The sequence below is a fragment of the Leclercia sp. Marseille-Q4284 genome, from assembly GCF_916618945.1.
Lineage (GTDB): Bacteria > Pseudomonadota > Gammaproteobacteria > Enterobacterales > Enterobacteriaceae > Enterobacter > Enterobacter tamurae.
In genome coordinates, this window is sequence record NZ_CAKAKG010000002.1 from 608508 (window position 1) to 630352 (window position 21845).

Sequence of the window (21845 nt, forward strand, 5' to 3'; positions counted from 1 at the left end):
AATATGTAGGCCGGGTAAGGCGAAGTCGCCACCCGGCTTTTTTTACGCCAGGTAACTCACCGCCAGCCCCAGGAACAGCACCAGACCGACGTAGTTATTGTTCAGAAACGCTTTAAAACAGGCTTCGCGCTCGCGGTTGGCGATAAGTTTCTGCTGGTAGATAAACAGCACGCCCGCCGCCGCAACCGCCGCGTAAAACGCCCCGTTCAGCTGGTTCAGGTAACCAATCGCCACCATCAGTCCCAGCACCGCCACCTGCAAAATCCCGATGATCAGCTTGTCCTGTCGACCAAACAGAATGGCAGTGGATTTGATGCCGATTTTCAGATCATCATCCCGATCGACCATCGCGTATTGCGTATCGTAGGCTACCGCCCAGAGGATGTTGGCCAGGAACATCAGCCAGCAGCTCAAGGGTACGCTCTCGCTGACGGCGGCAAACGCCATCGGAATCGACCAGCCAAAAGCGGCGCCCAGCACCACCTGCGGCAGATGGGTGTAGCGCTTCATAAACGGGTAGACCCAGGCCAGAGCCAGTGCTGCCACGGAGAGCAGGATGGTCATGGTATTCAGGGTTAACACCAGCAGGAACGACAGCAGGACCAGCACCACAAACAGCGTGCGCGCCTCTTTCTCGGTGACATCGCCGCTCGGCAGCGGGCGATTAGCGGTGCGTTTTACATGGCCATCAAACTTACGGTCGGCATAGTCGTTGACGACACAGCCTGCCGCACGCATCAACCAGACGCCCGCCACAAACACCGCCAGGATCCACAGCGGCGGCAGCCCGGGGGTCGCCACCCATAGCGCCCACAGCGTCGGCCACAGCAGCAGCAGCGCCCCGATCGGCTTGTCGGTTCGCATCAGACGGTGGTACGCCAGCAGCTTGTTCTGCGTCAGACTCCACTCCATTTTCTCTTCCTCTTAGTACAACGGCGACGCCGGTAAAAACAGCTCGGTCAGCATCAAGGGTTTACCACTCAGGCGCAGGCGGGAACGACGTCCCAATAGCCCGGCATCGCGACCAATCTCAATAAAATCACGGGTAAGCTCGGAGGAGGTGAACAGATAACGTCCCAGCGGGGTTTTGCCCATCTGCTGCAGCGCCAGCTCCGGCCCGGTAAGAGTAGATTCCGGCACCACGGTGCGCCCGGCCAGCCACGGCTCGCCGTCGGCGCAGAGCAGGATCTCCCGCAGCCAGTAGCGGGCCTCTTTCGGCAGCAACGGCAGTTCATCCGCTACCGCGTCAGGCGTGACGAATCCTTCCTGAATAAGGGTCACGGTGACCTTTTTGCCCTGCTGCTCAAAACGTTTGGTCATGGAATCTTCCAGCAGCAGCCAGTCGAGCTGCTCCGGTTCCAGCGCAGGGATTTCGTCAAAATAACGCAGCGCGCGCAGTTGCGTTAGCGCGGGGTGTGACATGCCAGACTCTCCGATACATAACGTGAAGCTATTGTATCGCAGAAACGCGGAATGGGGGCGGGCAAACGAGAACTAGCGAACATTATCGCAACAGAGATGCAACAGCGGCAGACCGTGCAAAAAAAGTGCGCCCGTAAGGGCGCACCAAACTACTGACAAAATCAGCACTGTGGGGAGACGGTCACCCCTTGCCTTTTACACTGCTGATAAAGGTGGAACGGGCAGTGGTCGAGCCTAAACGCTCGGCTTCATCAAGGAGTTTCAGCGCCTTGTCGACGTCGCCTTTAGCAACTGCCTGTTTAATCGCCTGATTGAAGTAGGTTTCGGTGTCGTTAAGCACCGGCTCGCTCTTCTTCGCGGCAACTGGGGCAGCGACTGGGGCAGCAGCGGTAGCCGGTGCAGCGACTGGCGCGGCATAGACCGGAGCTGGCGCTGCGGTGTTACCCACCGTGACCGGACCCGGGCCGGAAGAGCCAAACAGCGGGCCGACCAGCACGCTGGAGGCGTTGTTGGTCGAGACTTTCAGCTTCAGCTCACCCTCGGTAACGTGGCGGGCAAGCGGGTCCGGAATATCCGGTACGGCGTTGCCGGTGCCTTTGGCATAGGCTTTTGCCGGGTTGAGAAGTTTGGTGGTGTGCTGCAGATCTTTATCGGTAGTAAACACCAGCACATAGAGTTTTTGCTGACCCAGCGCTGGCGTCAGGCGCATGACCCCTTCCAGGCGGTCCGCGCTCATCACGCCCGGCTCCTGGTAGGTGAAGTATTCGCTTGGGAAGTAAGCCGATGGCGTCAGGTTCTGATCCAGAATCAGCACGTTCGGGGCAAATACGCTGGTTTGTTTATTGACAATACTGGTCAGCGTGAGGGTGATTTCACCGATATTGGCAGGCACGCTGTAGGCGGCCACCGGGCCGGCGATCCCCGGCACATTCAGCGACTGACCGCCGGTAGAGAGCTGGGTGGTCTGGGTTTTAGACTGGTCGACAGGCGTCCAGACCAGCTGTTGCAGCGCGGCGGCCGGAACAGCAGGCGCGGCGCTGGTGTTTTGCGGAACAAAATTGACGTTCGCCAGGGTGATGGCGGGAGCACTTGCCAGCAACCCTGCAGAGAGGCACAGCGCGACGAGACTTTTCTTCATTTTCATTGTTATTACCTCAGATAGCATAAGCACTGCGGTGGCCAGGCAATAGCGCGCAGGACTCTATGAAGAGAGGGGCTTGCGCCCCTCTTTTAGGTCAATACATCAGAGACTACGTCTTACCACCAGATTTCCATCTGGGCACCGAAGGTCCACTCATCGTTGTCGCCGCGGCTGAAGGTCTTCGCGGAGGTGTCGTTATACGCTACGCCAGAGGAGTAACCGGTATCGCCATTGTTAGCGTAACCCCATTTCTCATCCCACTTGGCGTAGGTTGCGAACACGCGGATAGCCGGACGAGACCAGATGCTGTCGCCTGCCTGCCACTGTTGTGCCAGGGTAATTTTGTACTGGTTGTTGTTGTCTTCAGTACGCTGGGATTTCACGTTGTCATAGCCAACTTCCAGCAGGGTGGACATGATTGGTGTCCATTTGTACATAGGACGAATACCGACGGTCCACCACTCGGTACCGTTGTTGTTGTCCAGATCGATATTCTGGTACATACCGACGTACATCAGATCCCACTGGTCTGCCAGGGTGATGGCACCGTGGTCGAGAACGCGGATCAGAGAACCGTTGTTGTTCAGGCCAGCACCCTGCGGAATACCTTTCCCGTTGGAGGTCATGGAATCCGTTGCGTACTGCAGCACAAACTTGTTGAAGCCTTTCAACATGCTCTGGGTATGTTCAGCGGTGAACATCCAGCCATCTTTAGAGGCGCCAGGCTGCAGGTAGTAGTCGTCTGGAATGTTGGTGTGACCGTAGTCAACGCCCAGCTCCAGGGTACCGCCTGGGTTGATTTCCATACCGGCTAAACGAACGTCGAAGACATCGTTCGGCACGATATTGTCGTAAATACGGTTGCCATCAGTATCGAAGTCAGCGAACGCAGAAGAGCCGCCGGATTCAGAAGAACGGGTCGCTGCCAGAGAGAGTTTACCGAAGCCCAGATCGATGTTTTCGATACCCGCACCAGGACCGGAGATATCCCAGTAGTAGAAGTCGATCATGTGAACGTCATGACGCTGATAGAAGCGCTTACCGGCCCAGATGGTGGAGCCTGGCAGCCATTCAATCAGGTTTTTACCCTGCACGTTTGCTTCACGGAATGCCGGGTCAGTGGCTTCCCAGTCATTACGCTGAGAAACGGAATACGCTACGTTGGTGTCGAAATAGAAGCTCTTGTCGCCCTCTTTCCACACTTCCTGGCCCAGTTTAATCTCGGCATAGGTTTCACATTCGTTACCAAGACGGTATTTACTTTGTGCACCTGTTGCCTGGAAACACTGCTGTTCGCCACCACTCCCGGTCCAGCCAATGCCAGAACGAGCATAACCTTTAAAGTCTACAGCGCCGGCCTGGGCAGACAGGATGCCTGCCGCAATGGCGACCGCCAGAGGGACTTTGCGCAGAGTAATCATTGTTCTATCTCCTGAGATCATTGCTTTTCTTTGAACACTTCACCTGATGGTTTCGTGCTTATTATTGGGATTGCTTAAACGCCGGGCTCCTGATGCAGCCGACGACATGCAGTGCCATCTTCTCGGAACAGATGGCAGCGCTCTGGCGGCAAGCCGATAGCGAATGTGGCACCCTCTTTTACCAACACCACGTCATTCTGGCGGTACACCAGGTTCTGACGAATGGCGGGGATCTGGATATGAATCTGTGTTTCGTGACCAAGTTGCTCAACCACCTGAACCTCGCCTTCAAGCGTCACATCAGCGATGTGGCTCGGCAGCAGGTGCTCAGGACGGATCCCGAGGGACATGTTTGCCCCGACATTGACGTTTGCGCTGTCTACCGGTAACCACACCTGCTGGCGGTTCGGCAGTTCAACCTGAACCTGTTCAATGGCGGTGGCGGTGACTTTGACCGGCAGGAAGTTCATCTTTGGCGAGCCAATAAAGCCCGCAACAAAGCGGTCTGCCGGGTAGTGATAGAGTTCCAGCGGTTTGCCCACCTGCGCCACGCGGCCGGCATCCAGCACCACAATCTTGTCGGCCAGAGTCATCGCTTCGACCTGATCGTGGGTGACGTAAATCATGGTGCGGCCCAGACGCTTGTGCAGGCGGGAGATTTCAATACGCATCTGCACGCGCAATGCGGCGTCGAGGTTCGACAGCGGCTCATCGAGCAGGAACACGCGCGGTTCCGCCACCAGCGTACGGCCAATCGCCACACGCTGACGTTGACCACCGGAGAGTGCCTTCGGCTTACGCTCCAGCAGGTGCGCCAGCTGAAGCACTTCGGCGACCTGAGTCACGCGCTGGTTGATGACCTCTTTTTTGGCGCCGGCCAGCTTCAGGCCGAACGACATGTTCTCGGCAACGGAGAGATGGGGATAGAGCGCATAGGACTGGAAGACCATCCCGACGCCACGTTCCGCAGGCGGGATATCGTTCATCCGGGTATCGCCAATCATCAAATCACCGCTGGTGATGGTTTCCAGACCGGCAATCATGCGCAGCAGCGTCGATTTACCGCAGCCTGACGGGCCAACAAAAACCACGAATTCGCCTTCCTGGATATCGAGGTTGATATCTTTTGACACCACCACGTCACCCCAGGCTTTCGTTACGTTACGCAGTTCTACGCTCGCCATGCCCTACTCCCTTCGTTACAACCTGTCGCCGACAGAAACATTCAAGATAAGTTCACTATGGGGTATCACGCGGCGTCGCAAATCCTCCACCCCCAGCCTTTTTTATGGGGGAGGAGGCGGGAGGATGAGAGAGAGGACTCCGCCAGCGCGACCGGGGGGCTGAGGCTAAATTCGTGATGTCACTGGCAAAATTCACCGTACTTTTATGTGCGCTGGGACACATAACTTAAATTTATGCAACGCAGATCACATAAAGCGGGGGTGGGGCGTAGGGGACAGGAGGATGGAAAGAGGATGTCAAATAAGGAGACTGAGCGACGTTGAACCACCTCATGTATCCACAGCACATCACCAAAAAGGATGGCAGATATGAATATCAAGACTGGCGCACGCGTTTTCGCATTGTCCGCCCTTGCAGCAATGATGATCTCCGCTCCGGCGCTCGCCAAAATTGAAGAAGGTAAGCTGGTAATCTGGATTAACGGCGACAAAGGCTACAACGGCCTGGCCGAAGTGGGTAAAAAATTCGAGAAAGACACCGGCATCAAAGTTACCGTTGAACACCCGGACAAGCTGGAAGAGAAATTCCCGCAGGTTGCGGCGACTGGCGACGGCCCGGACATCATCTTCTGGGCGCATGACCGTTTCGGCGGCTATGCACAGTCTGGCCTGCTGGCGGAAGTCTCCCCGGATAAAGCCTTCCAGGACAAACTGTTCCCGTTCACCTGGGATGCCGTACGTTACAACGGCAAGCTGATCGCTTATCCGGTCGCGGTTGAATCCCTCTCCCTGATCTACAACAAAGACCTCGTACCGAACCCGCCGAAAACCTGGGAAGAGATCCCGGCTCTGGATAAAGAGCTGAAGGCGAAAGGTAAGAGCGCGCTGATGTTCAACCTGCAAGAGCCGTACTTCACCTGGCCGCTGATTGCTGCCGATGGCGGTTACGCGTTCAAATTTGCTGACGGCAAATACGACGTGAAAGATGTCGGCGTGGACAACGCAGGGGCGAAAGCCGGTCTGACCTTCCTGGTCGACCTGATCAAGAACAAACAGATGAATGCGGATACCGATTACTCCATCGCTGAAGCGGCCTTCAACAAGGGCGAAACCGCGATGACCATCAACGGTCCGTGGGCGTGGTCCAACATCGACAAGAGTAAGATCAACTACGGCGTGGCGGTGCTGCCAACCTTCAATGGCAAGCCGTCTAAACCCTTTGTTGGCGTGCTGAGCGCCGGTATCAACGCTGCCAGCCCGAATAAAGAGCTGGCGAAAGAGTTCCTCGAAAACTACCTGCTGACCGATCAGGGTCTGGAAGAAGTGAACAAGGACAAACCGTTGGGTGCCGTGGCGCTGAAATCCTTCCAGGAAACGCTGGCGAAAGATCCACGCATCGCCGCCACCATGAGCAACGCCGAGAAAGGCGAAATCATGCCGAACATCCCACAGATGGCTGCCTTCTGGTATGCCACCCGTACTGCGGTGATCAACGCCGCCAGCGGTCGTCAGACTGTGGATGCCGCACTGAAAGATGCTCAAGGTCGTATTACCAAGTAAGACTGGCTGTAACCCCCTCATCCCGGCCTTCTCCCTCAAGGGAGAAGGAGAAAACCGCCCCCTCTCCCTCAGGGAGAGGGTTGGGGTGAGGGTTGTTTAATTGTTGTAGAGGAAGATCCCCATGGATGTCGTTAAAAAGAAACACTGGTGGCAAAGCGACACGCTGAAATGGTCAGTGATTGGTCTGCTGGGCTTGCTGGTGGGTTACCTTATCGTTGTAATGTACGCCCAGGGGGAGTACCTGTTTGCCGCCATGACGCTGATCTTAAGCGCGGTCGGCCTCTATATTTTCGCCAATCGTAAAGCCTACGCCTGGCGTTATGTCTATCCGGGCGTGGCCGGGATGGGACTGTTTGTCCTGTTCCCTCTGATCTGCACCATCGCCATTGCCTTTACCAACTACAGCAGCACCAACCAGCTCGCGCAAGAGCGCGCCCAGCAGGTGCTGATGGATCGTTCCTATCAGGCCGGTAAGACCTTCAACTTTGGCCTCTACCCGTCCGGTGACGAGTGGAAGCTGGCCCTGACCGACGATGCCGCGGGCAAATACTACGTTTCCGACGCCTTCAAGTTTGGCGGCGAGCAGAAACTGGCCCTGAAAGAAGCGGATGCGTTGCCGGAAGGGGAACGCGCTAACCTGCGTGTTATCACCCAGAACCGTCAGGCGCTGACCCAGATTACCGCCGAGCTGCCGGACGAAAGCAAAGTGATCATGAGCTCACTGCGCCAGTTCTCCGGCACCCGCCCGCTCTACACGCTGGGCGATGACAGCACGCTCACCAACAACCAGACCGGCGTGAAGTACCGCCCGAACAACGAGATTGGCTTTTACCAGTCTGTGAATGCCGACGGCAACTGGGGCGACGATAAACTCAGCCCGGGCTATACCGTGACCATCGGCTGGGACAACTTTACCCGCGTCTTTACCGACGAAGGCATTCAGAAGCCGTTCTTCGCTATCTTTGTCTGGACGGTGGTCTTCTCGGTACTGACCGTGATCCTGACCGTGGCCGTCGGGATGGTGCTGGCCTGCCTGGTGCAGTGGGAAGCGTTAAAAGGGAAAGCGATTTACCGTGTGCTGCTGATCCTGCCGTATGCCGTGCCGTCGTTCATCTCGATTCTGATTTTCAAGGGGCTGTTCAACCAGAGCTTTGGTGAAATCAACATGATGCTGAGCGGGCTGTTTGGCATCAAGCCGGCCTGGTTCAGCGACCCGACCACCGCCCGCACCATGATCGTTATCGTCAACACCTGGCTCGGCTATCCGTACATGATGATCCTGTGCATGGGGCTGCTGAAGGCTATCCCGGATGACCTGTACGAAGCCTCGGCGATGGACGGTGCGACCCCGTTCCAGAACTTCTTTAAGATTACGCTCCCGCTGCTGATCAAGCCGCTGACGCCGCTGATGATCGCCAGCTTCGCCTTTAACTTTAACAACTTCGTGCTGATTCAGCTGTTAACCAACGGTGGCCCGGACCGTCTCGGCACCACCACGCCAGCCGGTTATACCGACCTGCTCGTGAGCTACACCTACCGTATCGCCTTCGAAGGCGGCGGTGGTCAGGACTTCGGTCTGGCGGCGGCGATTGCCACCCTGATCTTCCTGCTGGTAGGCGCGCTGGCGGTGGTAAACCTGAAAGCCACACGCATGAAATTCGACTAAGGAGGGCACAGAATATGTCTATGGTCCAACCCAAATCTCAGAAGCTGCGCCTCTTCGCCACGCACTTAGGCCTGCTGATTTTTATCGCGGCGATCATGTTCCCGCTGCTGATGGTTATCGCCATCTCCCTGCGTTCGGGTAACTTCGCCACCGGGAGCCTGATCCCGGAGCAAATCTCCTGGGAGCACTGGAAACTGGCGCTGGGCTTCAGCGTGGAACACGCTGATGGCCGCGTCACGCCGCCGCCGTTCCCGGTCCTGCTGTGGCTGTGGAACTCGGTAAAAGTCGCCACCATCACCGCGATTGGTATCGTGACCCTATCCACTACCTGCGCCTACGCATTTGCCCGTATGCGCTTCAAGGGGAAAGCGACGCTGCTGAAAGGGATGCTGATTTTCCAGATGTTCCCGGCGGTACTGTCGCTGGTGGCCCTGTACGCCTTGTTTGACCGCCTCGGCCAGTACGTGCCGTTTATCGGTCTGAACACCCACGGCGGGGTGATCTTCGCCTATCTCGGCGGCATCGCACTGCACGTCTGGACCATCAAGGGCTATTTCGAAACCATCGACAACTCGCTGGAAGAAGCAGCCTCGCTGGATGGCGCCACCCCATGGCAGGCGTTCCGCCTGGTGCTGCTGCCGCTCTCCGTGCCGATTCTGGCGGTGGTCTTTATTCTGTCGTTTATCGCCGCCATCACTGAAGTGCCGGTCGCGTCACTGCTGCTGCGTGATGTGAACAGCTACACCCTGGCGGTAGGGATGCAGCAATATCTCAACCCACAAAACTACCTGTGGGGCGACTTTGCCGCAGCCGCCGTCCTTTCCGCTATCCCGATCACCGTCGTGTTCCTGCTGGCCCAGCGCTGGCTGGTGAACGGCCTGACCGCGGGGGGTGTGAAAGGGTAAGTTTCATCGTTATGCCACTGCAACCCTCAACTTTGCCTTGATGTAATAATCCAACTTGTGACTGTTTTCGGCGGCCCTCGGGCCGCCCTTTTTTATTCCCGTTTCAGTCGCTTCGAGTTGCACAGCCAGAGTGTGACCACCAGCAGCAGGATAGCCGCCGAGTAGAGCAACACGTCGAGAGGCGATTTATGATCGACGATAATCAGTCGCACAATCGCGGTGATACCAATGTAGACAAAGTAGCGTAGCGGGAAGTGAAAGCCAGACTGAAAGTACTTCACGATCAGGGCGATAAATTCGAAGTAGAGAAAGTAAACCACCAGCCCTTCAACCAGCTCGTATTTGCTGGTTTGCTCAGGGGCAAAAAGCACATCAGCCAGATGCACCGTCTCTTTACCGAGGAAGACCACCAGGATCAGGCCAAGGCTCAGCAGGCCCAGGTTCAGCACGGTCTGCAGAATGGTTGCGATAAATTCAACGCGTGGGCGAGTCAGGGATGTCATACAGCACCTCATTCTCCGGGGCGAGGTTCCTGTATAACGCAAAAATGTGACGGGGATCTATATTTTTTGTTTATGTTTTGTGCAGATCTGCCGGGCGGCACTTCGTTTGCCCGGCCTACGGGGTTTTGTAGGCCCGGTAAGCGTAGCGCCACCGGGCACACAGACCGCAGCAGACTTACTTATGCACGCCAGGCTTTATAACGGTTAATCAGACCGTTGGTGGAGCTGTCGTGGCTGTTGATATCCTGGTTATCACCCAGCTCTGGCAGAATGCGGTTTGCCAGCTGTTTGCCCAGCTCAACGCCCCACTGGTCGAAGGTGAAGATGTTCAGGATCGCGCCCTGGGTGAAGATTTTGTGCTCATACAGGGCAATCAGCGCGCCCAGGCTGAACGGGGTGATCTCACGCAGCAGGATGGAGTTGGTCGGACGGTTGCCTTCGAACACTTTGAACGGCACCACGTGGTCCAGGGTCGCCGGATCTTTACCCTGATCGCGATACTCTTGCTCAACCACATCACGCGCTTTACCGAACGCCAGCGCTTCAGTTTGCGCGAAGAAGTTCGACAGCAGCTTCGGATGGTGATCGGACAGTGGGTTGTGGGTAATGGCCGGCGCGATAAAGTCGCACGGAACCATTTTGGTGCCCTGGTGGATCAGCTGATAGAACGCATGCTGGCCGTTGGTACCTGGCTCACCCCAGATGATTGGGCCGGTCTGGTAATCCACGGCGTTGCCGTTACGGTCAACGTATTTACCGTTGGATTCCATGTTGCCCTGCTGGAAGTAGGCCGCAAAGCGGTGCATGTACTGATCGTAAGGCAGGATCGCTTCGGTTTCAGCGCCGAAGAAGTTGTTGTACCAGATGCCGATCAGCGCCAGCAGAACCGGCAGGTTTTTCTCTGCTGGAGTGGTGGCGAAGTGGTTATCCATCGCATGCGCGCCGGAGAGCAGCTCAACAAAGTTGTCGTAGCCCACGGAGAGGATGATCGACAGACCGATGGCTGACCACAGAGAGTAACGACCGCCCACCCAGTCCCAGAATTCAAACATGTTGGCGGTGTCGATGCCGAACTCGCCTACTGCTTTGGCGTTAGTGGAGAGCGCCGCGAAGTGTTTCGCTACGTGCTGCTGATCACCGGCTGTTTTCAGGAACCAGTCGCGCGCGCTGTGGGCGTTGGTCATGGTTTCCTGAGTAGTGAAGGTTTTGGACGCCACCAGGAACAGGGTGGTTTCCGGATTGACGTTTTTCAGCACTTCGGCGATGTGGGTACCATCGACGTTAGAGACAAAGTGCATATTGAGGTGGTTTTTGTACGGACGCAGCGCTTCGGTCACCATGAACGGGCCGAGGTCGGAGCCGCCGATACCGATGTTCACCACGTCAGTGATCGCCTGGCCGGTATAGCCTTTCCAGCTACCTGAGATGATCGCTTCAGAGAAGGTCTTCATCTTTTCCAGCACCGCGTTCACTTCCGGCATCACATCTTTGCCGTCAACGATAATCGGCGTATTGCTACGGTTACGCAGGGCCACGTGCAGCACAGCGCGGTCTTCGGTGCGGTTGATCTTCTCACCGGAGAACATGGACTTGATGGCACCGCTCAGATCGGTTTCTTTCGCCAGATCCTGCAGTTTTGCCAGCGTCTCTTCAGTGATGCGGTTTTTGGAAAAATCTACCAGCATCTGATCGTCGAAGGTCGCGGAGAACTTGCTGAAACGATCGGCGTCTTTCGCGAACAGCTCTGCGATGGTGACGTCTTTCATTTCATCAAAGTGTTTCTGTAATGCCTGCCAGGCTGAAGTCTGCGTTGGATTGATATTTTTCATAGCAATACTCTTCTGAATTGAGAATTGTGACCTCGGTCGATTGTAGCCTCTGTCGCTAAAAATTGTGATGGTTTTTATGCCATTGGCCTGGCCTGTATCAAGTGCAGCGCAAAAGCTCCAAAAGTATAGCTGTTATAAGTCCTGTTTCTCATATGGAAGGCAGCATGAAAAATCCGCATAATCCCGGCGTTGACAGGATCCCCTGCACATTTTATTTATACACACGGTATTTGCGCCTGCACCGATAAAACTATTTTGTCCTTGTGCCATGGTCGCTTTTTTCCTTCCCTGACACGAGGTTGTTATGACGAGTTTTGTTGTCGCCAAATTTGGCGGTACCAGCGTGGCCGATTTTGATGCCATGAACCGCAGCGCCGATGTGGTGCTGGCCGATCCTGATACCCGCCTGGTGGTGTTGTCCGCTTCGGCTGGCGTCACCAATCTGCTGGTCGCCCTTGCTGAAGGGCTGGAAGCGAGCGAGCGCCAGGCGAAGCTCGCAGCGCTGCACAAAATTCAGTTCGATATTCTTGGCCGTCTGCGCAATCCGAGCGTGATCAGCGAAGAGATTGAACGCCTGCTGGAAAATATCATCACCCTGGCGGAAGCGGCCTCGCTGGCGACCTCCACCGCCCTGACCGACGAGCTGGTCAGCCACGGTGAGCTGATGTCGACCCTGCTGTTTGTTGAAGTGCTGCGCGAGCGTAACGTTCAGTCACAGTGGTTTGACGTGCGTAAAGTGCTGCGCACCAGCGACCGCTTTGGCCGCGCCGAGCCGGACGTTACCGCCATTGCCGAACTGACCACCCAACAGCTGGCGCCGCGTCTGGCTGAAGGGATTGTCATCACTCAGGGCTTTATCGGCAGCGAAGCCAAAGGCCGTACCACCACGCTGGGCCGTGGCGGCAGCGACTACACCGCAGCCCTGCTGGGTGAAGCCCTGCAGGCCTCCCGCGTCGATATCTGGACGGACGTACCGGGTATCTACACCACCGACCCGCGCGTGGTGCCAGCGGCAAAACGTATTGACGTGATCGCCTTTGAAGAGGCCGCTGAGATGGCAACCTTTGGCGCGAAAGTGCTGCACCCGGCGACGCTGATGCCTGCGGTACGCAGCAATATCCCGGTCTTCGTCGGTTCCAGCAAAGATCCAAAAGCGGGCGGCACTATCGTGTGCAACACCACTGAAAACCCACCGCTGTTCCGCGCCATCGCCCTGCGTCGCAAGCAGACCCTGCTGACCCTGCACAGCCTGAGCATGCTGCACTCCCGCGGCTTCCTGGCCGAAGTGTTTAGCATTCTGGCGCGCCACAGCATCTCGGTGGATCTGGTGACCACCTCAGAAGTGAACATCGCCCTGACCCTGGATACCACCGGCTCAACCTCTACCGGCGATACCCTGCTGACCCAGTCCCTGCTGATGGAGCTGTCGGAACTGTGCCGCGTCGAGGTGGAAGAAGATCTCGCCCTGGTGGCGATCATCGGTAACGAGCTGTCCCGCGCCAGCGGCGTGGGCAAAGAGGTGTTTGGCGTGCTGGATCCGTTTAACATCCGCATGATTTGCTACGGCGCATCCAGCTACAACCTGTGCTTCCTGGTACCAGGCCATGAAGCCGAGCAGGTCGTGCAGAAACTGCATCACAACTTGTTTGAGTAACAGGAAATGGCCCGGGAAACCGGGCCATTTTTTATCCCGCCAGCACCGTTCTCATCAGCAGCGAATCCAGCGAGGCTATCTTGCCATCCCGGCTGTCCGGCAGCGTGGGCGGATTTTCGCCTCGCGCCAGCTCCCGGGTGATGAATGCGTGCAGCAAGGGGCGTCTCGGGCCGTACTGCGCCTCTCCCGCACGCTGTTTTATCGCCAGCAGCGCATCGATCTCCTGACGTAACGGCGTATCGAGATCGCTTCCCGCCAGCAGTTCGGCAAAGCGCATCGGCGGCATACCTTTTCCGGCCTCTATCCAGCGCACCGCTAACAGTGGACGCAGGACGTAAAAGTACTTCTTCAGCCGCACCTCTTCGCCCTGTAAATAACCGCGGAAGTTTTTGCGCGCCATGGAGTAGTAGTGCCAGCGCGCACGAACCGGGGAAAACCAGGCGGGTACCTGTGCGCGTAGTTCTGTTATCACCGTGTCGCTCTGCTGATAGACCACCGGCGAATCCAGCCACTCGATAAGCGTAGGGTTGGCCGCTTTCAGCAGGCCAAGCGCCTTGCGCCACTCCCAGCCGCTCACGTCCAGCTCATCGTCGACAGGCAGTTCGATCACGTCCCGCTGCGGCTCTACGCGCAAATACCAGTCAGGTTTATGCACATACAGAAAGCGCACGTCATAATCGCTGTCCGGCGAGGCAAAGCCCCAGCCCCGGCTGCCCGATTCACAGGCATACAGCACGGTCACATTAAATCGTTGTTCTATTTCGTTGAGTTGCTGCCGCACGCGCTCGCGCATGACAGTATCTACACCATTATCAACCATCTGCTTTATCCCTTTACACATACCACCTGGCGCAACGTATGGACGATTTCGACCAGCGACGACTGCGCCGCCATGACCGCATCGATGTCTTTATAGGCCATCGGGATCTCATCGATGACCTCGTTGTCTTTTCTGCACTCGACGTGGGCCGTGGCGCGGATCTGATCGGCCACGGTGAAGCGTTTTTTAGCTGCCGTGCGGCTCATCACCCGCCCTGCCCCATGACTGCAGGAGCAGAAGCTCTCTTCATTGCCCAGACCGCGCACAATAAAGCTTTTCGCCCCCATCGAGCCGGGGATGATCCCCATCTCGCCCTTCTGCGCCGACACCGCCCCTTTGCGCGTCACCAGCACCTCTTCACCAAAATGACGCTCTTTCTGCACATAGTTGTGATGGCAATTCACCGCCTCCTGCTGGGTCAGGAAAGGCTTTGGTACGATGCGCGACAGCGCGGCCAGCACCCGCGACATCATCACCTCGCGGTTATGGCGGGCAAAATCCTGCGCCCACTCCACGGCTTCGATGTAGTCGTTATAGTGCCGGCTCCCCTCCTGGAAATAGGCCAGGTTCCTGTCCGGCAGGTTGGCGATGTGCTGCTGCATATCCTTCTGCGCCAGGGCGATAAACACGTTGCCGATCGCGTTGCCCACGCCACGCGAGCCGCTGTGCAGCATGACCCACACCCGTTGCTGCTCGTCCAGGCAGATCTCGATAAAGTGATTCCCGGTGCCCAGCGTCCCCAGGTGCTGATGGTTATTGGTTTTCAGCAGTTGCGGATACTTATCCGTCAGCCGTTTGAAGCGCGGCGCCAGCTGTCGCCAGTGGTTATCCACTTCATTCGGCGTCTTTTCCCACGCCCCTTTGTCGCGACGGGAGCGGGTGTTGGTGCGCCCGTGTGGCACGGCCTGTTCAATGGCGCTGCGCAGTCCGTGGAGGTTATCCGGCAGATCGCCTGCCAGCAGTGAGGTCCGCACGGCGATCATCCCGCAGCCGATATCCACCCCTACCGCCGCGGGAATAATGGCTCCTTTGGTGGGGATTACGCTGCCAATGGTGGAGCCTTTTCCGAGATGCACATCCGGCATTACCGCCAGATGTTTAAAAATAAACGGCATCTTCGCGGTATTCAGCAGTTGCTCGCGCGCCTCTGGCTCAACGGGCACCCCGTGCGTCCACATTTTTACCGGGGCGCTGTGTTGCGCCGTTAATACATCAAAATCATTCTGTTTCATGGTGCTCACCCTCAGGGCCGTCTGTTACTGAGAAGTATTGCCAGAAGCGTGCCAAATTACTCACCCTGTTCATAAAAAACATATGCCATTGATTGTGCTAGTTTTTGTCTTCAAGACTTTTCCGGGCATTGCGTAACCCGCAGAACCTTTTTATCTTTTATTATCGATTCTTATCTTGCAGGATAAACATGAAAAAGCGGCGAGTGGTTATTGGGGTCCTGGGTACGGTGATGGACAAACGCGGCAAGCGGGCCAACCGCTTACGCAAATGGCGCCCAACGGTCGCGCTTTGCCAGCAGCCCGATCTCCCCGTCGACAGGCTTGAGCTCCTCCACCAGCCCCAGGATCGGGGGATGGCGGAACAGCTAACGGAAGATATCAGGTTGCTCTCACCCCATACCACCGTGCGCCCGTGTCCCGTCACCATCGCCGATCCCTGGGATTTTGAAGAGGTCTACGCCGCGTTTCTCGATTTCGCCACACGCTATAAGTTTGACACCGAAAATGAGGAGTACCTGGTGCATATCACCACCGGCACCCACGTGGCGCAGATCTGCTGGTTTTTGCTGACCGAAGCGCGGTACCTCCCCGCCAGTCTGATCCAGACCGGTCCCGCCAGCAGGGACGCGCCGGAAGAGGCCGTGCCCGTCGGACGCTACTCGCTCATCGATCTGGATTTAAGCCGCTATGCCACGCTGACCAGCCGCTTTCAACGTGAACAGCAGGAGTCCATTTCGTTCCTGAAAGCCGGGATTGATACCCGCAATGCCACCTTTAACGCCCTGATCGATCAGATTGAGCGTGTGGCGCTGCGCTCGACCGCCCCTGTTCTGCTGACTGGCCCAACGGGGGCCGGAAAATCCTTCCTCGCCAACCGTATCTACCAGCTTAAGCAATCCCGCCATCAGCTGACAGGCAGGCTGGTGGCGGTAAACTGCGCCACGCTGCGGGGTGACAACGCCATGTCGACTCTTTTCGGCCATGTCAAAGGCGCCTTTACCGGAGCAGCAACGGCCCGCGCCGGGCTGCTACGTGAGGCCGACGGCGGCGTGCTGTTTTTAGATGAGATCGCCGAACTGGGCCTCGACGAACAGGCCATGCTGTTGAAGGCTATCGAAGAAAAAACCTTCTTCCCGTTTGGCTCCGACAAAGAGGTCAGGAGCGATTTTCAGCTGATTGCCGGCACGCACCGGTATATGCGTCAGTGGGTGGCTGAAGGCCGTTTCCGGGAGGATCTCTTCGCCCGTATCAATATGTGGAGTTTTGCCCTGCCCGGCCTGGCGCAGCGCCGGGAAGATATCGCCCCGAACGTGGAGTACGAACTGCAACGCTTCGCGGCCGAAGCCCAGTCTCAGGTTCGCTTCGACAAAGAGGCGCGCGAGCGCTATCTGCGTTTTGCTGACTCGCCTCAGGCGTTATGGCGGGGTAACTTTCGTGAACTGGGCTCCTCGGTGGCGCGGATGGCCACGCTTGCGGATCAGGGGCGCATCACCTTAGCGCTGGTTGAGGAAGAGATTGCCAGGCTGCAGGCGAACTGGCAAACCGCCACGCCATCAGTGGCGATGGAACTCGATCTCTTCGACCAGCGGCAGCTGGAAACCGTGCTGGAGGTGTGCCGTCGTAGCGCTTCATTATCCGAGGCCGGACGCGAACTATTCTCGGTCTCCCGGATGAAAAAGGTCAATCCTAACGATGCTGACCGGCTGCGCAAATATCTCGCCCGCTTTGGGCTGAGCTGGGAAAGCCTGCACCCGGGATCATGAAGAAAATTTGGTTGAATAAAATTAGTTAGCAGGATAAACACTATCTCTAAGCCGGGCTCGAACCCGGCTTTTTTTTATAACTACATGACACAACACAATCGCAAGGAATCCGTATGTTATCCGCCATCACCCGGCTGTTCCCGTTATGGGCGCTGCTGCTCTCTGTATTAGCGTATTACACCCCAACCACTTTTACCCCTATTGGCCCGTGGGTCACCACGCTGCTGATGCTGATCATGTTCGGCATGGGCGTACACCTGAAAATCGACGATTTTAAACGCGTGCTGTCACGCCCGGCACCGGTCGCGGCGGGGATTTTCCTGCACTACCTGGTGATGCCGCTGGCGGCATGGTTGCTGGCTATTGCTTTTAAGATGCCGCCGGACCTTTCCGCCGGGATGGTACTGGTGGGCAGCGTCGCCAGCGGGACGGCCTCCAACGTGATGATCTATCTGGCGAAAGGCGATGTGGCCCTGTCGGTGACCATCTCTTCTGTCTCCACGCTGGTGGGCGTAGTGGCGACCCCGCTGCTGACGCGTCTGTACGTGGATGCCCACATTCAGGTGGATGTGATGGGGATGCTGCTGAGCATTCTGCAGATCGTGGTGATCCCGATTGCGCTGGGGCTGGTTATCCACCACCTTTTCCCGCGGCTGGTGAAAGCCGTGGAGCCGTACCTGCCGGCATTTTCAATGCTGTGTATTCTGGCGATCATCAGCGCCGTGGTGGCCGGTTCTGCGGCGCATATCGCCTCGGTTGGTTTTGTGGTGATTATCGCCGTGGTGCTGCACAACACTATCGGCCTGCTGGGCGGTTACTGGGGCGGGAAGCTGTTCGGCTTTGACGAATCCACCTGCCGCACGCTGGCGATTGAGGTGGGGATGCAGAACTCCGGCCTGGCCGCGGCGCTCGGCAAAATCTACTTCTCGCCGCTGGCGGCACTGCCGGGCGCGCTGTTCTCGGTATGGCATAACCTGTCCGGCTCGCTGCTGGCAGGTTACTGGTCGGGTAAGCCGATCGATGACCAAAAGAAACGCGATGTGGTGAAGGAAAGTTAATTCAGCTTCGCGACAGCGAAGGCATGCTTTACACTGAAGCCTCGTCCACAGGAGGCTTCAGGTATGTCCACACCGAGATTGACCCAGAAAGAGATGACGGAAAGCGAGCAGCGCGAACTGAAAACCCTGCTCGATCGCGCCCGTATCGCCCATGGCCGACTGCTGACCAACGCCGAAACCAATCACGTTAAAAAAGAGTACATCGATAAACTGATGGCTCAGCGTGAAGTGGAAGCCAAAAAAGCCCGCAAACTTAAAAAAGAGCAGGCTTATAAAGTGGATAAAGAGGCAACGTTTTCCTGGTCGGCCAGTACCCCAACCCGTGGAAGGCGCTGATTAGCGCCCTTTCTTTTTGCGCCCTGGCTGGGTAAAGCGTTTTCCGTTCCCGGCCGGTTTGGCTTTGCTTTTCTCTTCCCCCTGCGGGGCTTTAACCACCGGGCGTTTAATGCCCTGCGTTTTCGGTTTTGCCTTCGCTTTCGGCTTCGCTTCTGAGGACGAATTCTCGATCAGCTTAAACAGCTCAATCAACTCATCCCCGGTCAGATCGCGCCATTCACCCAGCGGGATGCCGGAGAGACTAACGTTCATGATGCGGGTACGTTCCAGCCTGGTCACTTCGAAACCAAAATGTTCGCACATGCGGCGGATCTGGCGGTTTAAGCCCTGAACCAGGGTGATACGAAACGCGAACGGCGCTTCTTTCTTCACCTTGCACTTTTTCGTCACCGTACCGAGGATCGGCACGCCCGCCCCCATCCCGCGAATAAAGTCGTCCGTGACCGGCTTGTTGACCGTGACGATGTACTCTTTCTCGTGGTCGTTACCGGCCCGCAGGATCTTATTCACCAGATCGCCGTGGTTGGTGAGGAAAATCAGCCCCTGGGAGTCCTTATCCAGACGGCCAATCGGGAAGATACGGCTGCTGTGGTTAACGAAATCGACAATGTTGTCCCGCTCGCCATCTTCTGTGGTACTGACAATGCCAACCGGTTTATTCAGCGCGATAAACACCAGGTCTTCTTCGTCCCGGGGCTCGATCAGTTGACCATTCACTTTGACCACGTCGCCAGGAGCGACCTGATCGCCAATGGTGGCGCGTTTACCATTGATAAACACGTTGCCCTGTTCGATGTAACGGTCAGCCTCGCGACGCGAGCAGATCCCGCTCTCGCTAATGTATTTGTTTAATCGGGTGGATTGAGTTGGCAGCATAATTTCTCCTGTAGAGGCGAAATATACCTTAGGTTGCGGGCAACAAAAATGGGTTAGTATCCATTGATGAGAAAATCGAGAGCATCCCGTAACGCGGTTCGTTCATGGGTTAAATCAGCAATACGCTCTCCGACCTCCTTTGCCGGGATCCCCGCCATCATATGCGTCATCACCACATGTGGCTTTTCGGCTATGTCGACAACAGGACAAATTTTGGCAGGTGGTTTATTGCCTGACAATTGAGCTAATTCGATCGCTGGCACCACCAGCACATGCTTCAACACACTGGCTATCGGGTGCTGAAGATTAATCAGATAAGGATAAACTCCTTTACCGGGTCCTTTATTCTGGTACGCGAAGAACTGTTCCATCAGAACGATCGCTGAAAATCACTGAATGAGCCGTTTTCATCTACCCACTGATTAACCGCTTCTATAGAAGAGGTGTTGTCCTGCAACCACTCCGCCCGTTTATTTTCACGATATTTCTCCATCAACGCTTCGGTCAAAACTGCGGACAGGTTGATGTTAAGTTGACGTGCATGCTCCAGTACCTCTGGCGACAGAGAGACATTCACAGATTTTTTAATGCCTGGTCTGGTGCGCATAATAACTCCCGTAGCAATGCGCATGATGTGTTGCAGCGTAGCGTAGTAAATGAGCATTTTCTATACCCTCCGGGAAAATAAGGGCTTCACGGTAGCGTGCCAGAGGACTGTCGTCACGCCCCGCAGTTCACTTCTGCGAGGCGTTATCCAGATTAATACTCATCCCGGCCATCATCTTCATCCGGCTGCTCCATCACGCTGTACGCCACCGCGCAGAACAGGGAGTTGAGACGCTTCATATCCCCCAGCAGCCCCATATGCAGGGAGCTGGTCTCGATACTTTGCACGTTCTGCTGGTGCAGCCGGTCAACGTGCGCGTGGGAATAGCGGCGGTTGAGGATGCGGAAACGGTGCTTGTTACGGCGCAGACGACGGGCGCTGGCCAGATCGCTGGAGAAGAAGACTGACATGGCCAGCTTCAGGTTGGCGAGCAGCTGATCGTGCAGCGCATCCAGCTCTTTAACGCCTTCGAGGGAAAACGCCCGGCGAGCCGCCAGCGATTTATCCGCGATTTCACTTCCCATGCGCTCGACAATATCAGAGGCCTGCTCAAGGTTGAGTGCCATCTCGATGATCTCCGCCCAGCGGCGGGATTCCTCCTCCGCCAGCTCATCTTTTGGCATCCGCGCCAGATAGAGCTTGATGGCGGTATAGAGCACGTTGATGTCATCCGCGAGTTTGCGCAGCTCTTTCTCTTCTCGCGGTTCGCCGTGCATCACCTTTTTCAGCCCCTCCAGCATCTGCTCCATGGCATCGCCCATGCGCAGCGTTTCCCGGGCGGCATTGGCCAGTGCCAGCGCCGGGGTATCCAGGGCTGAAGTGTCCAGATGCTTGGGTTTCAGGCGCGCATCCAGCTCGGGTTCATCGCGGATAATCCGTTCACAGAACCGCGCCATCACGCCGGCAAAGGGCACCATCACCACGCAGCGCACCAGGTTGTAGAAGACGTGGAAGTAGATCACCAGCTCCGATTTCGGCAGCGGCAGGTTGTCCATCAGATTCGCCAGCGGATAAATGAACGGCAGAATGGCCAGGCTACCCACCAGCTTGAACAGCAGGCTGCCGAGCGCCACGCGACGGGCTGCAGCGTTAGCGGCGCTGTTGTTGAGTACTGCCAGCAGGCCGGAGCCAAGGTTGGCGCCAATCACCAGACAAAGCGCCACCGGGAAGGAGATGATCCCCGCCGCGGTGAGTGTGGCGGTTAACAGCACTGCCGCCAGGCTGGAGTAACTGATCAGGGCAAACACCGCGCCAATCAGCGCATCCAGCAGGATATCGCCGGTCAGCGAGGCGAAAATGACCTGAACGCCGCTGGCCTGGGTGATAGGGGTGACGGCCTGGACGATCAGCTCCAGCGCCAGCAGAATCAGCCCAAGGCCAATCCCCACGCGTCCCAGCTGTCCGGCGCGGGTCTGCTTGCGGCCAAGGAAGAAAATCACGCCGATGAAAATCAGCAGCGGCGACAGCCAGGAGAGATCGAAGGTTAATACCCGCGCCATCAGGGCGGTGCCGACATCAGCGCCAAGGACAATCACCAGCGCAGGGGTCAGCGCCACCAGATCCTGAGCCACAAATGAGGTGACCAGCATGGTGGTGGCGTTGCTGCTTTGCACCAGCGCGGTCACGCCAATGCCGGCGCAGAAGGCGAGCGGCTTTTTCTCAACGCTGCGGCTGAGGACGGTACGTAAACGGGCACCAAAAACACGCATCACGCCGGTACGGACAATGTGCGTGCCCCAGACCAGCAACGCCACGGCAGAAAGCAGATGTAGCAGAGTCAGCACGGATGTAGGTTCTCCTTTTCGTTATCAGTTCCTTAAGCCCATGCCAGAAACGCCGGATGGCGCTTCGCTTATCCGGCCTACGCC

The 21845-nt window shown here is 56.9% G+C and carries 20 protein-coding genes; 7 read left to right on the plus strand and 13 right to left on the minus strand.

What is annotated here, in order from left to right:
* Positions 1-42 precede the first annotated feature (42 nt).
* The 5 genes from ubiA to malK form a co-directional block, all read right to left on the minus strand.
* Positions 43-912, minus strand: a complete 870-nt coding sequence (ubiA, locus tag LG383_RS17635; RefSeq protein ID WP_106993924.1) for a 4-hydroxybenzoate octaprenyltransferase — start codon at positions 910-912, stop codon at positions 43-45.
* Positions 913-924: 12 nt separating this feature from the next.
* Positions 925-1422, minus strand: coding sequence for a chorismate lyase (ubiC, locus tag LG383_RS17640; protein ID WP_106993923.1), 498 nt, complete (start codon positions 1420-1422; stop codon positions 925-927).
* A gap of 181 nt (positions 1423-1603) precedes the next feature.
* Positions 1604-2566, minus strand: coding sequence for a maltose operon protein MalM (malM, locus tag LG383_RS17645; RefSeq protein ID WP_106993922.1), 963 nt, complete (start codon positions 2564-2566; stop codon positions 1604-1606).
* Positions 2567-2679: 113 nt separating this feature from the next.
* The gene (locus LG383_RS17650) at positions 2680-3984 is read right to left on the minus strand and encodes a maltoporin (protein WP_225759802.1); all 1305 of its coding nucleotides are present in this window, start codon (positions 3982-3984) and stop codon (positions 2680-2682) included.
* Between the two features lie 74 nt (positions 3985-4058).
* A complete protein-coding gene (gene malK / locus LG383_RS17655; protein WP_106993920.1) occupies positions 4059-5168 on the minus strand; it encodes a maltose/maltodextrin ABC transporter ATP-binding protein MalK in 1110 nt (369 codons plus the stop codon).
* 369 nt (positions 5169-5537) lie between these two features.
* On the opposite strand from malK, the gene malE reads away from it, so the two are divergent.
* From malE to malG, 3 genes are all read left to right on the plus strand, one after another.
* A complete protein-coding gene (malE, locus tag LG383_RS17660; RefSeq protein WP_106993919.1) occupies positions 5538-6728 on the plus strand; it encodes a maltose/maltodextrin ABC transporter substrate-binding protein MalE in 1191 nt (396 codons plus the stop codon).
* A 121-nt stretch (positions 6729-6849) separates the two neighbouring features.
* Entirely contained in the window at positions 6850-8394 is a 1545-nt protein-coding gene (malF, locus tag LG383_RS17665; RefSeq protein ID WP_166181271.1) for a maltose ABC transporter permease MalF, read from the plus strand.
* 14 nt (positions 8395-8408) lie between these two features.
* On the plus strand, positions 8409-9299 hold the full coding sequence (gene malG, locus LG383_RS17670) for a maltose ABC transporter permease MalG (protein WP_106993917.1): 891 nt from the start codon (positions 8409-8411) through the stop codon (positions 9297-9299).
* 92 nt (positions 9300-9391) lie between these two features.
* Here the strand turns inward: malG and psiE are convergent, their stop codons facing one another.
* Positions 9392-9802, minus strand: coding sequence for a phosphate-starvation-inducible protein PsiE (gene psiE, locus LG383_RS17675; RefSeq protein ID WP_106993916.1), 411 nt, complete (start codon positions 9800-9802; stop codon positions 9392-9394).
* Between the two features lie 179 nt (positions 9803-9981).
* Positions 9982-11631, minus strand: a complete 1650-nt coding sequence (pgi, locus tag LG383_RS17680) for a glucose-6-phosphate isomerase (protein ID WP_106993915.1) — start codon at positions 11629-11631, stop codon at positions 9982-9984.
* A 304-nt stretch (positions 11632-11935) separates the two neighbouring features.
* Here pgi and lysC point away from each other — a divergent pair, with 304 nt between their 5' ends.
* Positions 11936-13285: a lysine-sensitive aspartokinase 3 gene (gene lysC, locus LG383_RS17685; RefSeq protein ID WP_106993914.1), complete on the plus strand. Its 1350-nt coding sequence runs from the start codon at positions 11936-11938 to the stop codon at positions 13283-13285.
* Positions 13286-13316: 31 nt separating this feature from the next.
* On the opposite strand, the gene LG383_RS17690 is transcribed toward lysC, so the two are convergent.
* Both LG383_RS17690 and LG383_RS17695 read right to left on the minus strand, forming a co-directional pair.
* The gene (locus tag LG383_RS17690) at positions 13317-14105 is read right to left on the minus strand and encodes a nucleotidyltransferase domain-containing protein (protein ID WP_225759803.1); all 789 of its coding nucleotides are present in this window, start codon (positions 14103-14105) and stop codon (positions 13317-13319) included.
* Between the two features lie 5 nt (positions 14106-14110).
* Positions 14111-15337 carry an RtcB family protein gene (locus LG383_RS17695; protein WP_225759804.1) on the minus strand — a complete coding sequence of 409 codons (1227 nt, stop codon included), beginning with the start codon at positions 15335-15337 and terminating at the stop codon, positions 14111-14113.
* A gap of 188 nt (positions 15338-15525) precedes the next feature.
* Between LG383_RS17695 and rtcR the strand changes: the two genes are divergently transcribed.
* The 3 genes from rtcR to LG383_RS17710 all read left to right on the plus strand — a co-directional run bounded on the left by rtcR (position 15526) and on the right by LG383_RS17710 (position 18494).
* Complete coding sequence (rtcR, locus tag LG383_RS17700) at positions 15526-17100, plus strand: RNA repair transcriptional activator RtcR (RefSeq protein WP_225759805.1); 1575 nt, start codon at positions 15526-15528, stop codon at positions 17098-17100.
* 113 nt (positions 17101-17213) lie between these two features.
* On the plus strand, positions 17214-18158 hold the full coding sequence (panS, locus tag LG383_RS17705; protein WP_225759806.1) for a ketopantoate/pantoate/pantothenate transporter PanS: 945 nt from the start codon (positions 17214-17216) through the stop codon (positions 18156-18158).
* A 63-nt stretch (positions 18159-18221) separates the two neighbouring features.
* A complete protein-coding gene (locus LG383_RS17710) occupies positions 18222-18494 on the plus strand; it encodes a DUF3811 domain-containing protein (RefSeq protein ID WP_106993910.1) in 273 nt (90 codons plus the stop codon).
* Here the strand turns inward: LG383_RS17710 and rluF are convergent, their stop codons facing one another.
* From rluF to LG383_RS17730, 4 genes are all read right to left on the minus strand, one after another.
* On the minus strand, positions 18495-19370 hold the full coding sequence (gene rluF, locus LG383_RS17715; protein WP_106993909.1) for a 23S rRNA pseudouridine(2604) synthase RluF: 876 nt from the start codon (positions 19368-19370) through the stop codon (positions 18495-18497).
* Positions 19371-19423: 53 nt separating this feature from the next.
* Positions 19424-19741: a CcdB family protein gene (locus LG383_RS17720; protein WP_225759807.1), complete on the minus strand. Its 318-nt coding sequence runs from the start codon at positions 19739-19741 to the stop codon at positions 19424-19426.
* The gene (locus LG383_RS17725) at positions 19741-20034 is read right to left on the minus strand and encodes a type II toxin-antitoxin system CcdA family antitoxin (protein ID WP_225759808.1); all 294 of its coding nucleotides are present in this window, start codon (positions 20032-20034) and stop codon (positions 19741-19743) included. The genes LG383_RS17720 and LG383_RS17725 overlap by 1 nt, the downstream gene beginning before the upstream one ends.
* 95 nt (positions 20035-20129) lie before the next feature.
* The gene (locus LG383_RS17730) at positions 20130-21761 is read right to left on the minus strand and encodes a Na/Pi cotransporter family protein (protein WP_225759809.1); all 1632 of its coding nucleotides are present in this window, start codon (positions 21759-21761) and stop codon (positions 20130-20132) included.
* Positions 21762-21845: the final 84 nt, after the last annotated feature.

Excerpts from the sequence above, each read along its gene's own strand:
- ubiA (WP_106993924.1), bottom strand. The coding sequence starts at position 912 with ATGGAGTGGAGTCTGACGCAGAACAAGCTGCTGGCGTACCACCGTCTG.
- ubiC (WP_106993923.1), bottom strand. The coding sequence starts at position 1,422 with ATGTCACACCCCGCGCTAACGCAACTGCGCGCGCTGCGTTATTTTGAC.
- malM (WP_106993922.1), bottom strand. The coding sequence starts at position 2,566 with ATGAAAATGAAGAAAAGTCTCGTCGCGCTGTGCCTCTCTGCAGGGTTG.
- LG383_RS17650 (WP_225759802.1), bottom strand. The coding sequence starts at position 3,984 with ATGATTACTCTGCGCAAAGTCCCTCTGGCGGTCGCCATTGCGGCAGGC.
- malK (WP_106993920.1), bottom strand. The coding sequence starts at position 5,168 with ATGGCGAGCGTAGAACTGCGTAACGTAACGAAAGCCTGGGGTGACGTG.
- malE (WP_106993919.1), top strand. The coding sequence starts at position 5,538 with ATGAATATCAAGACTGGCGCACGCGTTTTCGCATTGTCCGCCCTTGCA.
- malF (WP_166181271.1), top strand. The coding sequence starts at position 6,850 with ATGGATGTCGTTAAAAAGAAACACTGGTGGCAAAGCGACACGCTGAAA.
- malG (WP_106993917.1), top strand. The coding sequence starts at position 8,409 with ATGTCTATGGTCCAACCCAAATCTCAGAAGCTGCGCCTCTTCGCCACG.
- psiE (WP_106993916.1), bottom strand. The coding sequence starts at position 9,802 with ATGACATCCCTGACTCGCCCACGCGTTGAATTTATCGCAACCATTCTG.
- pgi (WP_106993915.1), bottom strand. The coding sequence starts at position 11,631 with ATGAAAAATATCAATCCAACGCAGACTTCAGCCTGGCAGGCATTACAG.
- lysC (WP_106993914.1), top strand. The coding sequence starts at position 11,936 with ATGACGAGTTTTGTTGTCGCCAAATTTGGCGGTACCAGCGTGGCCGAT.
- LG383_RS17690 (WP_225759803.1), bottom strand. The coding sequence starts at position 14,105 with ATGGTTGATAATGGTGTAGATACTGTCATGCGCGAGCGCGTGCGGCAG.
- LG383_RS17695 (WP_225759804.1), bottom strand. The coding sequence starts at position 15,337 with ATGAAACAGAATGATTTTGATGTATTAACGGCGCAACACAGCGCCCCG.
- rtcR (WP_225759805.1), top strand. The coding sequence starts at position 15,526 with ATGAAAAAGCGGCGAGTGGTTATTGGGGTCCTGGGTACGGTGATGGAC.
- panS (WP_225759806.1), top strand. The coding sequence starts at position 17,214 with ATGTTATCCGCCATCACCCGGCTGTTCCCGTTATGGGCGCTGCTGCTC.
- LG383_RS17710 (WP_106993910.1), top strand. The coding sequence starts at position 18,222 with ATGTCCACACCGAGATTGACCCAGAAAGAGATGACGGAAAGCGAGCAG.
- rluF (WP_106993909.1), bottom strand. The coding sequence starts at position 19,370 with ATGCTGCCAACTCAATCCACCCGATTAAACAAATACATTAGCGAGAGC.
- LG383_RS17720 (WP_225759807.1), bottom strand. The coding sequence starts at position 19,741 with ATGGAACAGTTCTTCGCGTACCAGAATAAAGGACCCGGTAAAGGAGTT.
- LG383_RS17725 (WP_225759808.1), bottom strand. The coding sequence starts at position 20,034 with ATGCTCATTTACTACGCTACGCTGCAACACATCATGCGCATTGCTACG.